This window comes from Pseudonocardia sp. T1-2H, assembly GCF_038039215.1.
Lineage (GTDB): Bacteria > Actinomycetota > Actinomycetes > Mycobacteriales > Pseudonocardiaceae > Pseudonocardia.
Genome location: NZ_JBBPCL010000001.1, coordinates 2,142,170 through 2,155,746, shown reverse-complemented (window position 1 = coordinate 2,155,746; position 13,577 = coordinate 2,142,170). Strand labels below are relative to the sequence as shown.

Here is a 13,577-nt window from a genome sequence, read left to right as displayed (position 1 = left end):
ACAGCTCCGGGAAGCTCGGTCTCCATCGTGGTGTTGGAGCTGGGCACGATCAGCCCGATGCGCGAGAGCCCGGCGGGTGCCGGGGAGGCGCAGGACGGGTCGGTGGCGTTCTGGGTCATCAGTACTCGACTCCTCCGTCTGGCAGATCCTTGGCCGTGGGTGTGAGCTCGGGGTCGCCGCCTCCGGACGACCGTCCCGCCAGCGCGCTCCAGATCGCCTCCGGCGTGATCGGCAACGCGCTGAGCTCCACGCCGTGGTCGGCGAGTGCGTCGCAGACGGCGTTGGCGACGGCGGCCCCCGGTGGGATGGTCCCCGCCTCGCCGACCCCGCGCACGCCGAACGGCGTGACCGGCGAGGGGACCGCGGTGTGCAGGAGCTCCACGCGCGGGAGGTCCGCCGCGGTGGGGACGAAGTAGTCCACCATCGACCCGTTCACGAGCTGGCCGGTCTCGGGGTCGTAGCGCAGCTCCTCGGTCAGGGCCGCGCCGAACCCCTGGGCGAGGCCGCCGCGCACCTGCCCCTCGACGATCGTGGGATTCACGACCGTCCCCCCGTCGTGCACCAGTACGAACCGCTCGATGTCGAACTCGCCCGTCAGCGGGTCGACCGCGACCTGCGCCGCGGCCGTCCCGAAGGAGTAGGCGGCGTCCGAGGGCTCGAAGTGCGCAGTCGCCTCGAGGCCGGGTTCCTCCTCCGGCGGCATCCCCTGGCCGGTGATCGCGGTCGTGTACACCGCGGCCAGCGGGAGCGCCCGGGAGTGGTCGGTCCGGACCCGGACGACGGAACCGGCGACCTCCACCTCGTCCACCGGGGCCTCGAGCTGCCACGCCGCGATCCGCCGCGTCTTGGCGGCGAGCTGCTCGGCCGCCGACCTCAGTGCTCCCGCGGCGGCGATCATGGTGCGGGAGGCGAAGGCACCGGTGTTGAGGGGCGACGCGCCGGTGTCCCCGGCGTGCACCCTGACGGCGTCGTAGTCGGTGCCGAAGACGTCCGCGACGACCTGGGCGAACGCGGTCTCGCTGCTCTGGCCCATCGTGGACACACCGGTGTAGACGTCGATCCCGCCCGATCGGTTCGCGCGCAGCGTGACGCTCTCGTGCGCGCCGAACACCGAACCGCGCTTGGCGAGGAACCGGGAGCTCGCGTAGCCCGTGCGTTCCACGAAGGAGGCGAAACCGATCCCGACGAGCCGGCCGTCCGCCCTCGGCGTCCGGCCGGCCGCGCGGTGACCGGCCCAGTCCACCGCGTCGGCCGCCATCCGCAGGCAGCGCTCGTAGTCCCCGCTGTCGTAGACCGCCCCCACGGGGTTCTTCCACGGCATGTCCCGGGGGGTGACCATGTTCCGGGCCCGCAGCTCGACGGGGTCGAGGTCCAGGCGGCGGGCGAGCTGATCCATCAGCCGTTCGTAGGCGAAGTTGACCTCCGGCTGGCCGTAACCGCGGTAGGCGCCGACCGGCGTCTTGTTGGTCAGGGTGACCCGCCGCTCGGTGTAGCCGTCGCTGATCTTGTAGGGCCCGTTGAAGACGACGCTGGACAGCTGGGCGGAGCCGAACGGCGAGTTCCAGCCGCCGATGTCGGTGGCGTAGACGTTCGTCATCGCCAGGATGCGGCCGGTCGAGTCCGCGGCGATCCGGTAGTCGTGCACGGACTCGCGGGCGTGGGTGCTGCTCCGGAAGTGCTCGGCGCGGTCCTCCGACCACTTCACCGGGCGGCGGAGCGCGATGGCGTGCAGGCAGGCCAGGACGTCCTCCGGGAAGACGCCCAGCTTCAGCCCGAACCCGCCGCCCACGTCCGACGCCACGGCCCTGACGTCGCTCTCGTGCAGCCGCAGCGTCTCGGCGAGCTGCTTGCGGATCAGGTGCGGGACCTGCGACGAGCAGTGCACGGTGAGCTCGCGGGCGCCGGGACGCCACTCCGCGACCACTCCCCTGGTCTCCATCGGGAGCGCGGTCACCCGGTTGATCCGGAACCGGCCCTCCACGACGACGTCCGCCTCGGCGAACCGGGCGTCCGGGTCACCGCTGCCGTCGGAGTTCGCGGCCAGCAGGTTCGAGTCCAGGACCGAGGGGTGCAGCACCGGGGCGTCCGGCTCCAGCGCGGCCAGGACGTCCACGACGTGCGGCAGCGGCTCGTAGGTGATGTCGAGCAGCTCGAGCGCGTCCTCGGCCACGTGCCGGCTGCTCGCGACGACGCTGACGACCGGCTGTCCCTCGTGCGTCGCCACGTCCTGGGCGAGGGCGTAGTACGGCAGCTGCGGGGCGCCGGGCACCGGGCGCAGGACGGTCAGCGGCTCCGTGTCCCGGCGGATGTCGGCCGGCGTCAGGACGTGCTCGACGCCGTCGAGGGCGGCCGCGGCGCTCGCGTCGACCCGCACGATGCGGGCGTGGGGATAGGGGCAGCGGGCCACCGCCATGTAGAGCACGCGCGCCGGGTCGACGTCGTCGGTGAAGCGGCCGTCGCCGCGGAGCAGGCGGTCGTCCTCCTTACGCAGCTGCGACGTTCCGATGACGCGGTTCCGCCGGTCACCTGCGGTGCGTCCGTCGGCCTCGGTTGCCGGGTCTTCCAGAGTGGTCATGTCAGCCTTGCGTCGCGGTGGGGTCGGTGACAGCCGGGAGCGGGTCCTCCGAGGCGCCCTGGGGGTTCTCCGCGAACCAGCGCTCGATGGCGGTCACCACGTTGTCGTAGCCGGTGCACCTGCAGAGGACCCCGGCGATCTCCTCGCGGATCTCGTCCCGTCCGGGCCGGCGGCCCTGATGGGCGAGCGCGGTCGCGGTCATCAGGAAGCCCGGCGAGCAGAACCCGCACTGGAGCGCGTGCTCCTCCTTGAACGCCTGCTGCAGGGCGTTGAGCTCGTCGCCCTCGGCCAGGGACTCGACGGTCTGGACGTTCCGGCCGTCGAGCTGGCACGCCAGCATCAGGCAGGACTTGACCGCCTCGCCGTCGACGATCACCGTGCACATCCCGCAGGCCCCCTGCTCGCAGCCGAGGTGCGTGCCGGTGAGGCCGAGGTGCTGGCGCAGGAAGTCCGCGACATGGAGCCGGGCGGGGACGCTCGCCGTGACGACCCGTCCGTTCACGGTGGTGACCGTCTCGACGAGCACCTCGGACGGGTTCTCGACGCTGGTCATCGCCTGGCCACCGGCTTCATCTCGGGGACGGTGAGCTCGCCGGCGTCGACGATCAGCTCGTCGTCGAGGTAGAGGCTGTTGCCCCGCATCGGGATGTCGAAATGACACGCGGTGTCGTTCGGCCCACCCAGCTCGTTGTTCGGCCCGATCGAGAACATCACGTTGCCGTAGAAACTGCGCAACTCCATCCCCATCCCGCCACCGAACTGGGTCAACCCGTGCCAGTGCGCCCGCTCGTCCAGACCCCACCCGACATGCGACATCCCGTACCCACGCGGATCGTCGAAGGACTCGATGTAGGAACGCAGCAGATCCGCATCCAACCCGCTGGAACCCGCGCCCCCGCGGATATCCCGGATGAACCCCTGCTCGATGGTGATCTCCACCGGGGTCTGCACATAGGTGTTGAACGGCAACAACACATCCCCCGGCGCGAGGACGATCTTCCCGTCCACCCCGTCGTCCGCGCCACCGGTGAACACGAACGCCGCCGGCCAGTGATCCCACCGCCCCGGCTGGTCGGTGTAGCCGTACTCCGACAGCGTCGGATACACCCCCAACCGGTAGGTGACATCGGTGCCGTGCGGGCTGGTGATCCGCATCGTCTGCGCCTTCGCCAGCAGCTCCGCGCCGATCTCCACCCGCTCCCGCAACGCCCGGGTCGGCATCAACCGGGCCAACAACGGCGCCGGCTCCACCGCGGTCAGGATCCGGGTCCCGGCGGCCTGGATCTCGAACTGCTCCGGGGAGAACAACAGGAACGTGCAGTCCACCACCATGTCCACACTCTTGAGCGCCTCCACCGCCAGCCGGTTCCCCGCCAACCCCGAGTCACCCACCGCCCACGCCCCCGACGCCGACGCCGGCGCCGGCAACCGCAGGTGGAAACCCTGCGCCCCCAGCTTCTGGACCGCCCACAGGAACGCATCGGCATACTCCCCGCGCTCCGCGCCGCGGGTCAGCACCGCCACCGTCTCGCCCTCGTGCACCCCGGAAAGGGTCAGCTGCTGCAGGCAGATGTCGTTGAACAGGTTCTGGTCCATGGCTACTCCTTGGGCTCGAGGTACGAGAGCAGGTGCGGGCGGACGACGTCGAGGAAGCCGGGGAGGTTGTCCCACGGGACCATGTGCCCGGCGTCGGGGACGGTGAGGACCGGGATGTCCGGGCGGGTCCGGCGGAGCTCCTCGGCCGTGCCGTCGGGGACGACGGGGCTGTCGCCTCCGCGGACGAGCACCACCGGCCCGCGCAGACGAGGCCAGTAGTCGAAGAAGTCCTCCGTCTCGAACCCCTCGTGCGTCTCGACGACCGCCGTCTCGTCACAGGTGGCGAGGAACCGGGCCCGCATCTCCAGCTCGCGTTCGGGCCAGGCCGGGTAGAACGCGCGGACGCCGTCGGCGTCGGTGCCCTCCTGCGCCTGCCGGAGCTGGTCGAGGAAGGCCTGCCGGGAGGTCGGGTACGGGCCGCGGCCCGGCCCCGAGGTCGGCGGGTCGACCAGCAGGAGGGGCCCGTGGTCGTCCGGTGCGTGCAGCACGGCGTAGGCCGCGGCGATCCGCGCGCCCATCGAGTGGCCCAGGACGACGGGCGCCCGTAGGTCGAGCGCGTCGACGAGCCCTGCGATGTCCGCGGCGTAGTCGGTGAGGCGGTACGCCCCTGACGGGGCGCGGTCGCTCTCCCCGCGTCCCCGCACGTCGGGCACGGTCACCCGGTAGCCCTGGCCCGCGAGGTGGACCGCCAGGAAGTCCGCGCAGACCGCCGGGCTCGTGATGCCCGGCAGCACGAGGAGATCGCGGTCGCCCTCGCGTCCGTACCGCAGCACACGATGCCGCAGCCCGTTCGCGCGCACCAGGACGCTCTCGCCCGCGATGTCGATCGACGCCGTCATCGGCCGCCCACCTCCGCCGTCGCCGTGTCCGCCGGGAGCTGGTCGAGCGCCCACTCCAGGAGGGGGCCCGCGAGCCGGGTGGCGGCCGGCAGGCGCACGCGGTCCACCATGTACTGCAGCTTGCGCTGGGCCTGGACCCGCGAGCAGGTCCCGGACAGGACCCAGTCGCGTGTGACGCCCGCGAGGGTCTCGAGGAACGACAGGGAGTCGGCGGCCTGGACGTCGTCGGCACCGTTCAGCCCGCCGACCTCGTGCAGGCCGATCAGACGCCGGATCTCGGCCCCGTCGACGGTGGCGGCCACCGGACCCAGGTTCCCGAGCCAGACGGAGACGACCTCGGCCGACCGGAGGCTGTGCGGGAACAGGTAGGCCGGGTCGTCCCAGCGCACGTCGGCGTGCCCGAGGACCGGGCCGCCCGGGAACATCCGCTCGATGTCGTGCGTGATCGCGGCGATCCGCATCTCGGCCGTCGCCGACGGGGTGAGGTGGACGAGCCAGTCACGGGCCCGGACGAGGTGCTCCGCCTGGTGGTACGGCGCGATCCACTCCGCGGCGAGGGCCTCGACCTCGGACTCCGTCCCGACCCGGGGTGCCGTCCACGGCATCGGGGCGGTCACCGCGCGCGCCGGTTCTGCCACACGGTGATCGCGTGGAGGACCACCGAGACCGCGCTCAGCGCCACGGCGACCCTCGTCCAGCGATCGGCCGGAGGACCATCGGCCCGCGGGCCGGCAGGGAGCACCGGCCCGCGGGGAGTGACCTCGGCGGCGGAACGGGCGGTGCCGGTCACGGCCCGGGTCGCCGGGGTGACGGCGCCGCCGAGGGCGCTCTCCAGGTTGCGGGAGAAGGCGGCGGTCACCTTCCCGGCCTGCTTCGCGACGACCTTCTGCCCGACGCTGCCCAGGGCACCGGCGAGCGCCACGTCGCCGTCGACGGACACGGTGGTGCGGTCCGGGCCCGCGGCCTCCACCTGGACGGTGACGGTCGCCCGGACGTTCCCCATGGCCCCGCGCACGGTCTTGCCGGTCGCCGTGAAGGCGATGAGCTTCTCGGGCACGCGCTCGACGATCTTCACCGTCGCCGCGAAGGTGGCGGACATGGGACCGACGCTCTGCGTGAGCCGGACGTCGATGTCGTCGGGCCCGGCCAGGGTCAGGTCCTCGACGCCGGGCACGCAGCCGGCGACCTTCTCGGGGTGCTCGAAGAACGCCCACACCGAGGCGAGCGGCTGGGCCACCTCGAATTCCTCACGGAGTTTCATGATCTCTCTTCCACCCGCGGACTTCTCCCGCGGGCACGTCGTGTCACGGGCGGGACGCCCGCAGGTCGGTCAGCACGCGGCGGAGGTAGACCGGCGTCAGGTGGCGCCGGTAGGCCGCGGAGGCGCGCACGTCGGACGGCGGGTCGATGACGTCCGACGCGGCCGCGGCGGCCGCGTCCAGGTCTGCGTCGTCCAGCGGCGTGCCCTCGAGCGCGGCCGCCGCCGCGGTGGCGAGCACCGGGCTGTCCGCCACCCCGCCGAGGGCGATGCGGACGTTCCGCCAGGTGCCGTCGTCGTCCCGGTCGCCCGTGGCGACCACGCTGACGACGGCGAAGTCGTTGTGCTTGCGGCAGTACTGCCGGAAGGCGAAGTGCTGCGGACGGCCCGGGAACTCGACCGCGACGACCAGCTCGTCCGGCTGGAGCACCGTCGCGTAGGAGCCCTCGTAGAGCTCGCCCACGGGGATCCGCCGCACGCCCCCCGGCCCCACCGCGACCACGGTCGCCCCGAGCACGAGGCAGGCCAGGGGCATCTCGCCCGTCGGGTCGCCCTGCACCAGGGACCCGCCGACCGTGCCCCGGTTGCGGACCTGGCGGTCCCCGATGTGGGTCACGATCCGGCTGAGCAGCGGCAGCCGCTCGGCCACGACGGCCGAGCGCTCCACAGTGGAGTAGCGGACCAGGGCACCGATCTCGGTGCGCTCCCCGTCGACGCGGATGTCGTCGAGCTCGTCGATCTCGTTGATGTCGATCAGTGCATCCGGACGCCACAGCCGCATGTTCAGCATGGGCACCAGGCTCTGTCCGCCGGCGAGCACCCGGGCCCCGCCGGCGTGGTCGCGCAGGTGCGCGACCGCGTCGGCGACGGTGGTCGGCCGGTGGTAGGCGAAGCGGGCGGGCTTCACGACTTCCGGTTCCCCGAGGTGACACCCATGCCGGAGAACCGCGCCAGCACGTGCCCGACCGCCGACTTCGGCTGCGCCACGAGCTGCTCGGCCCGCCGGTGCGCCCAGACCGTCTCCGGCCGCACCTGCAGGACGTGCACGTCGCCCGCCTCGGACACCGCCCACTCGATGTCCTGCGGGGCGCCGCGGTGCTGCTCGATCCGCTTCGCCAGCTTGACCAGCGTGTCGATCTCCTGGTCGGTCAGGCAGGGTGCCGTGCGCCGCTCCTCGACCACGGGCACGAGCCCGACCGCCCCGGTGGCGGGGTCGACCCCGTAGGCGGACTCCTGCGGGGTCAGCTCGCGGCGCACGATCTCGAAGGTCACCTTGTCCGCGACGAAGCGGCTCGGCGTCACGCCGCCGCCGACCACTCCCTCGCCGAGCCCCCAGCAGCCCTCGATGACGACCTTGGAACGGTCCCCGGTGACCGGGTCGAGGGTGAACATCACGCCGGCGGAACGCGCCTCCACCATCTGCTGCACGCCGACACAGATTCCGTGGTCGGCGAGCACGGCGTCCGCGGTGGCCTCCGGCCGGTAGGTCAGCACCGCCGGGCCGAACATGCCCGCCCAGCACCGGCGGACGTGGGTGAGCACGTCGTCGGCCCCGCGGATCCACAGGAACGTGTCGTACTGCCCGGCGAAGCTGGCCCCGGCGAGGTCCTCGGACTCGCCGCTCGACCGCACGGCGACGGCCAGGCCCGCGCTCCCGCTTCCGCTCCGCTCCGCGAGCTCCGCGTAGGAGCCGCGGATCGCCTCCTCGAGGGCCGGCGGCATCGCCGCGGCCTCGATCTCCGCGGTGAAGGCGGAACTCAGCTCCTGGATCCGGGCGAGGTCCGCGCCGCGGGCCTCGGCCCGCACGGTGCGGGCGGCGTCGGCGAGCCCCGACTCCTCCAGGAAGTGCCGGTAGGCCGTCGTGGTGATGCCGAATCCGGGAGGCACGGCGAAGCCGGCCGCGGTCATCTCGGCCAGGCTGCCGAACTTGCCGCCGAGCAGCGGGCTGCCGACGGCGGCGGGATCGTCGATCCGCAGGACGAAGGGGGTTTCGGTGGTGGTCATGAGTTCACGTCCTCGAGCACGCGGACGACGCCGTTGCTGCCGTCGACCTCGATGAGCTGTCCGGTCTTGATGGTCGTCGTCGCGAAGCCCGTGCCGACGACGGCCGGCAGCCCGTACTCGCGGCACACGATCGCGGTGTGCGCCATGATCCCGCCGACGTCGGACACGGCGGCCCCGAGCCGGGAGAAGACCGGCGCCCAGCTCGGCGCGGTGATGCGGCAGACCAGGATGTCGCCGTCCTCCACCTCGTGGAGCTGCTCGGGGTCCAGGATCACGCGGGCCCGACCGGTGGCCTTGCCGGCGGAGGCGGCCACGCCGTTGAGCTGGTTCGGGTCCTTGCCCTCCGAGCCGAGCCATTCCTGGACCGACTCCTGGTTGATGCCCCACAGCATCACCGTCAGCGGCTCGGTGATGTACTCCGGCGGCACGCCGAGCGCCGGCTGCGGCGGGTTCGCCTTGAGCACGTCCCGGATGCGGCGCCGCCGCTCGACCTCCGGCCGCCAGTACGTGACGCCGCGCGCCTCCGTGCCGGTCGCCCACCCGATGTTGAGGTCGTAGAGCGCCGAGTAGATCTCGTTGCGGTGCAGGTAGAAGATGTCCTCGCGGTCGTCGAGGAAACCGTGCGCGACGAACACGTCCCCGAGCTCGCGCACCTTCGACCAGAACATCGAGTGGTGCCAGTGCTCGACGTAGAAGTTGTGGTTCTCGACGAACGGGAAGACCTGGCGCGCGAGGGCGACGAGTCCGTCGAAGGACTCCCGGTCCGCGTCGGTCGGCAGGTAGGTCCGGTACTCGTCGGTGACCCGGACCCGCTCGGCGAGGATGGCCTCGAGCGGCCGGGCGATGTCCTGGCCGTCGAGCAGGTTCTTGACGTAGCCGCGCAGGGCGGTGAAGGGCAGCCGCAGGTCGTCGATCCACGCGCGGTCGCTGTGCTGGTACCCGGCGCCGGTGGAGAACCAGAACCACGGGTCCTTGGCCTTCTCGAAGGCCTCGACCCAGGCGCCTCCCGCCGGCTGGGCGGCGATCGCCGCGATCGCGGCCGCGGGGTCCTCGTTGCCGAGCACCTGCTCGGTCAGCCCGAGCTCGACGGCCAGCCTGGCGAGGGCGCGGACCTCGTCGTCGGGCCGGAACAGCATGATGTCGATGCCCGACACCATGCTGGCGATGGTCTGGTCGGTGATCCCCGGGAAGGCCGCCTGGCAGAACTCGCGGAAGGTCAGGTAGGCGCCGTAGCCGAGGTTGAGCATCTCGAAGTGGTACGAGCCCATCTCGAACATGTTGTGGATCAGCTCGCTGTACTTCGTGAGCAGGTCGTAGCTCGAGTACAGGCCCCGATGGGAGAAGACCGCGGACTCCGGCTCCTTGTCCGGGAGCGGCGCGAAGCGGATCTCCTTCAGCCGCTCGATGCAGTCGGTCGCCTTGGCCACCCACTGCTCGTAGATCTCGTCCCAGTTCTCGTAGTAGTGGCCGGCCCGCACCGCGAAGTCCTCGGCGCGCGCGGCGATCGCGTCGGGATCGGTCACCGCGTTCGGGCTGATGTAGAGGTACCCGTTGATGATCCGGTGGTCGATGCCGCCGGCCAGCGGGATCGGCCAGACCCGGGTCGACATCTGGCTGACGGCGACCCACCAGTTCTCGGTCATGATCGTGTCGAACGGGTACAGCGGTTCCGGGTTGTGCATGCCGTCGAAGAACCAGAACTTGCCGTCCTCGAACTCCGCGCGCTCCTTGCTCAGCAGCGCGTAGTACGGGTACATGCTCTCCCAGCCCTCGGCGCCGGGCGGCGTCGTCACCGCGAACGGGCTGGCGAACCGCTTCCCGGGCACCGCCTGGGCGGGCTCGATCGGCGCGGACGAGGAGTCGGGGCTCGTGAGCGTCATGCGGGGACCTCTGACTTCGGGTGGGTGGTGGTCGGCCGTCCGGGATCGGTGCCGGGGAGAGCGGTGGCCTCGGCGGGCGCGGCTCCGGTCTCGGCGAGGTAGCCGAGGACGTCGGCGAGGTCGACGACGTCGCCGTACTTCTCGTCGATGTCGAACAGGTTGGCGGCGTGGGGCCCGGGCGCCCGGTCCGCGACACAGTCTCGCGGCACGAGGGTAGGGAAGCCGTACTGGACCGCGTCGACCACCGTCGCGCGAACGCATCCGCTCGTCGTCGCGCCGGCCACGACGACGGTGTCGACGCGCAGCGAGGTGAGGTAGGTGGCCAGCGCGGTGCCGAAGAACGCCGACGCCCCGGTCTTGACCACGAGGTGTTCCTCAGGCCTGCGGTCCAGGCGGTCGTCGATCTCGACCAGCCGGCTCCCGGAGGTCAGCGCCGCCATACCGGTGGCCTTGCGCAGCCATGTGAGCCCGGCGGTCTGCGCGGGGTCGTACGCGATCGTGGTGAACACGACCGGCGCGCCCGCCGCACGGGCGGCCTCGAGCATCCGCGCGGTCGCGAGGACGGCTGCGGTCATGTCCGCGCCCGTCGGGTAGGACGGGTCGGTGAAGCCGTGGCTGAAGTCGACCACCACCACGGCTGGGCGAGAGCCCCGCGGCACCGGGCGACCGAACCCGGCGCGGTCGTACACACGGGCTGTCGAGGGCTCGTGGTCCACAGTGTGCTCCTCTCGCGATCATGTCGTGCCGCTCGCGGCGACGACCCGGCAGGCAACGGCATACATGTATACCAACTAGGGGCGACCCGGAAGTGCGCGGCGAACGAAGGGCAGCTTGCACTACGGCCGGGCCGGAACGGAAGCCCCCACGGCGAAGTAAACGATCCGGACACACGCCGAAACAGCTCCGTTACGCGAGGCATCACCGCAGGTCAAGAGGCAGCAGCAAGGGCCTTGTCAGAAATTGCATACCGGTATACGTTCTCGCGTCAATCGGCCCGGTTCACTCACACGGGTCGCCTCCACCCCTCGCCACCCGGTCGACGGGTGGATCTCGGTTCTCTCCCCGCTGCGGGTCCGCAGCACCCGGCACTCCTCCACTGGAGACGCTCCATGCCGCACTTCCCCGAGCAGGCATCCACCAACTGGATTCTGGCCGCCTTCGTCTACACCGTGGGGGCGATCGCCGTCCTCCTCGTCGTCGTCGGACTCGTGTTCATCGACGTCGGACTGGTCCGGCGCCGCAACGTCCTGGACACGACCCTGCAGAAGATCGGGGCCGCCATGGTCGGCGGCCTCGGCACCCTCGTCATCGGCTACCCGATCTGGCAGTGGCAGTTCAACCAGGCCTTCGGTCTGCCCCGGCCCTTCTGGCAGGCGGTCCAGGACTGGTGGCTGGGCGGCGCCTTCACCTCGACGGCGTCACGGCACATCGATCCCGCGGCTCTGCCCGAGGCGGACGTGCTGCAGATCTTCCTCGTCTTCTTCGTGACGTTCACGATGGCGACGGTCGCCCTGATCCACACCGGTGTCGTGGAGCGCATCAAGCCGGTCCCGCTCTACGTCATGTCCTTCGTGATCGGCGCCGTGCTCTCGCCCCTGGTCGGCTACCTCTGCTGGGGTTCGCTGTCGCCGCTGACCCTGCGCGGCACGCACGACTTCGACGGTGTCTTCCCGCTCTACATCACCGCCGGGACCTTCGTGCTCGTCCTCGCCTGGCGGGTCGGGCCCCGGCTCGGCGCGTTCCGCGAGCACCCGAGCGGCGCGCGGCCCGCGTCGCAGAACCTGTCCTTCGTCGGCATCGGGATGCTGCTGATCCTCCTGGCGCTGCCCTTCGTCACCATCGGCAGCGGGTTCATCGTGCCGGACGTCGGGTTCTTCGGGATCTCCTTCACCGAGAGCGGGATCGGCGTCGTCATCATCAACCTCTTCGCGGCGATCCTCGGCGGAGCCGTCGTCGGCCTCCTCCTCGCCCATCGACGCCGGGAGCCCACCTGGGCGTTCCTCGGGCCGATCTCCGGCGTGGTCGTCACCGGCACGTTGCTGGACATCGGCACCGCCTGGCAGTGCCTGCTGGTCGGCGCGCTCGGCCCGCTCGTGGGCCTGGGCACCGCGATGCTCCTGCGCCGGCTCGGCATCGACGACCCGAAGGTCGTCCCGCTCGCCCTCGGCCCGGGTGTGGTCGGCGCGATCCTGACCGGCTTCCTGAAGTGGGGGACCCCGACGGGCGGCTACATCGGTCTCGACGGCCCGTATGCGGTGGGCGTCGGGCAGATCACCCCGTGGTGGCAGCTCGCCGGGGTCGTCGCGACGATGCTGGTCGCGGGCGTCCCGGCCCTCCTGATGTGCCTGATCTTCGAGAGGTTCGGCGGGCTCCGCGCGGACCCGGCCGACGAGATCGCCGGGCTCGACGTGGCGCGCTGGGGCGTCCGGAACTCCTCCGACGACCTGGAGGTGTCCGGTCCGGCCGTCGCCGCTGTGGCGGACCTCGGCCCGACGGTGCCCGGCTCCGCCGGTCCGACCGGGATCGGGGAGGCAGCCGTCCGAAGCACCACGTCGCCCTAGAGGGTTCCCGTGGCACCTGACGCGACGAGCGCCGGTGCCACGGGAACCGGGCGACAAGCGCGGCGCCACACGGACTCCGTATCATGCACCAGCCAAGTCTCCGCTGCGGTGATCCGCAGGTGTGGGAAGGAGCCAGCGAGCACCCCGCGCAGCGCGCAGGATGGAGCCCGGTCATGCAGCCTCTGGGACGCAACGCCGTTCCCCTGTCCCAGCGCACGAGCGAGGGCGTGGCCCGTGTGCTGCGGACGGAGATCTTCTCGGGGAACCTCAGGCCCGGGGAGCCGCTGCCCGAACGTCTGCTCGCCGAGAACCTGGGCGTGAGCCGCACCCCCGTCCGGGAGGCGCTCTTCACGTTGCAGAGCGAGGGCCTGGTCGAGCCACCCCGAACCGGGGCGCCACCGTCCGGACCATCACCTCGCACGACATCGTGCAGATCTACTCGTTGCGGGGTGTCCTCGAGTCGTACGCGGCGCGGGAGGCGGCCCGGACGCGCACCCGCGAGGACCTCGACGCGCTGGTGGACGCCCAGGCCAAGCTCGAGCGGGTCGGGGGCTCGGGCACGGCGGTCGAGCAGGCCCTCGCCGACCTGGCCTTCCACAAGCTGATCAGCGACGCGACCGGCAGCCGGCTCCTGCAGACGATCATGGGCCAGGTGCTGGCCTTCACCGTCAGCTATCGCTCGAACTACGCCTACCCCGCCGAGCGATCGGCGATCGCCGTCGAGCAGCACCGCGGGATCCTCGACGCCCTCCGCGAGCAGGACGCGCCGTTGGCCGAGCGGCTCATGCGCGAGCACGTGGAGTCGTCGAGCAGGTTCGCGCTCAAGCACTTCAGCGAGTCCGAGCACGCCGTCGTCCCCTGAGA

The 13,577-nt window shown here is 71.7% G+C and carries 12 protein-coding genes and 1 pseudogene; 3 read left to right on the top strand and 10 right to left on the bottom strand.

Going from position 1 to position 13,577, the window contains the following annotated elements:
• Positions 1-118: 118 nt before the first annotated feature.
• Genes WBK50_RS10735 through WBK50_RS10690 form a run of 10 tightly spaced genes read right to left on the bottom strand, consistent with a single transcriptional unit; the run spans position 119 to position 10,787 of the window.
• Positions 119-2,575: a xanthine dehydrogenase family protein molybdopterin-binding subunit gene (locus tag WBK50_RS10735; protein ID WP_341335453.1), complete on the bottom strand. Its 2,457-nt coding sequence runs from the start codon at positions 2,573-2,575 to the stop codon at positions 119-121.
• A gap of 1 nt (position 2,576) precedes the next feature.
• Positions 2,577-3,128, bottom strand: coding sequence for a (2Fe-2S)-binding protein (locus WBK50_RS10730; protein WP_341335452.1), 552 nt, complete (start codon positions 3,126-3,128; stop codon positions 2,577-2,579).
• Positions 3,125-4,171: a leucyl aminopeptidase gene (locus tag WBK50_RS10725; RefSeq protein ID WP_341335451.1), complete on the bottom strand. Its 1,047-nt coding sequence runs from the start codon at positions 4,169-4,171 to the stop codon at positions 3,125-3,127. Before WBK50_RS10725 ends, WBK50_RS10730 begins: the two co-directional genes overlap by 4 nt.
• Positions 4,172-4,173: 2 nt before the next feature.
• Positions 4,174-5,010 carry an alpha/beta fold hydrolase gene (locus tag WBK50_RS10720; protein WP_341335450.1) on the bottom strand — a complete coding sequence of 279 codons (837 nt, stop codon included), beginning with the start codon at positions 5,008-5,010 and terminating at the stop codon, positions 4,174-4,176.
• Positions 5,007-5,648 (bottom strand): hypothetical protein, encoded by a 642-nt coding sequence (locus WBK50_RS10715; RefSeq protein ID WP_341335449.1) that lies wholly within the window; start codon positions 5,646-5,648, stop codon positions 5,007-5,009. Before WBK50_RS10715 ends, WBK50_RS10720 begins: the two co-directional genes overlap by 4 nt.
• Positions 5,624-6,271 (bottom strand): CoxG family protein, encoded by a 648-nt coding sequence (locus tag WBK50_RS10710; protein ID WP_341335448.1) that lies wholly within the window; start codon positions 6,269-6,271, stop codon positions 5,624-5,626. The genes WBK50_RS10715 and WBK50_RS10710 overlap by 25 nt, the downstream gene beginning before the upstream one ends.
• 43 nt (positions 6,272-6,314) lie before the next feature.
• Positions 6,315-7,175: an FAD binding domain-containing protein gene (locus tag WBK50_RS10705; RefSeq protein ID WP_341335447.1), complete on the bottom strand. Its 861-nt coding sequence runs from the start codon at positions 7,173-7,175 to the stop codon at positions 6,315-6,317.
• Positions 7,172-8,272, bottom strand: coding sequence for a PEP/pyruvate-binding domain-containing protein (locus WBK50_RS10700; protein ID WP_341335446.1), 1,101 nt, complete (start codon positions 8,270-8,272; stop codon positions 7,172-7,174). Before WBK50_RS10700 ends, WBK50_RS10705 begins: the two co-directional genes overlap by 4 nt.
• Positions 8,269-10,152 (bottom strand): PEP-utilizing enzyme, encoded by a 1,884-nt coding sequence (locus tag WBK50_RS10695; RefSeq protein ID WP_341335445.1) that lies wholly within the window; start codon positions 10,150-10,152, stop codon positions 8,269-8,271. Before WBK50_RS10695 ends, WBK50_RS10700 begins: the two co-directional genes overlap by 4 nt.
• On the bottom strand, positions 10,149-10,787 hold the full coding sequence (locus WBK50_RS10690; protein ID WP_341335444.1) for an isochorismatase family protein: 639 nt from the start codon (positions 10,785-10,787) through the stop codon (positions 10,149-10,151). Before WBK50_RS10690 ends, WBK50_RS10695 begins: the two co-directional genes overlap by 4 nt.
• Positions 10,788-11,261: 474 nt before the next feature.
• On the opposite strand from WBK50_RS10690, the gene WBK50_RS10685 reads away from it, so the two are divergent.
• The 3 genes and pseudogenes from WBK50_RS10685 to WBK50_RS10680 all read left to right on the top strand — a co-directional run bounded on the left by WBK50_RS10685 (position 11,262) and on the right by WBK50_RS10680 (position 13,575).
• Positions 11,262-12,713, top strand: a complete 1,452-nt coding sequence (locus WBK50_RS10685) for a hypothetical protein (RefSeq protein ID WP_341335443.1) — start codon at positions 11,262-11,264, stop codon at positions 12,711-12,713.
• Between the two features lie 83 nt (positions 12,714-12,796).
• Positions 12,797-13,078 (top strand): annotated as a pseudogene (locus WBK50_RS35050) (GntR family transcriptional regulator); the annotation flags it as partial.
• 62 nt (positions 13,079-13,140) lie between these two features.
• Positions 13,141-13,575, top strand: a complete 435-nt coding sequence (locus WBK50_RS10680; protein WP_341335442.1) for a GntR family transcriptional regulator — start codon at positions 13,141-13,143, stop codon at positions 13,573-13,575.
• Positions 13,576-13,577 lie beyond the last annotated feature (2 nt).

Excerpts from the sequence above, each read along its gene's own strand:
- WBK50_RS10735 (WP_341335453.1), bottom strand. The coding sequence starts at position 2,575 with ATGACCACTCTGGAAGACCCGGCAACCGAGGCCGACGGACGCACCGCA.
- WBK50_RS10730 (WP_341335452.1), bottom strand. The coding sequence starts at position 3,128 with ATGACCAGCGTCGAGAACCCGTCCGAGGTGCTCGTCGAGACGGTCACC.
- WBK50_RS10725 (WP_341335451.1), bottom strand. The coding sequence starts at position 4,171 with ATGGACCAGAACCTGTTCAACGACATCTGCCTGCAGCAGCTGACCCTT.
- WBK50_RS10720 (WP_341335450.1), bottom strand. The coding sequence starts at position 5,010 with ATGACGGCGTCGATCGACATCGCGGGCGAGAGCGTCCTGGTGCGCGCG.
- WBK50_RS10710 (WP_341335448.1), bottom strand. The coding sequence starts at position 6,271 with ATGAAACTCCGTGAGGAATTCGAGGTGGCCCAGCCGCTCGCCTCGGTG.
- WBK50_RS10700 (WP_341335446.1), bottom strand. The coding sequence starts at position 8,272 with ATGACCACCACCGAAACCCCCTTCGTCCTGCGGATCGACGATCCCGCC.
- WBK50_RS10695 (WP_341335445.1), bottom strand. The coding sequence starts at position 10,152 with ATGACGCTCACGAGCCCCGACTCCTCGTCCGCGCCGATCGAGCCCGCC.
- WBK50_RS10685 (WP_341335443.1), top strand. The coding sequence starts at position 11,262 with ATGCCGCACTTCCCCGAGCAGGCATCCACCAACTGGATTCTGGCCGCC.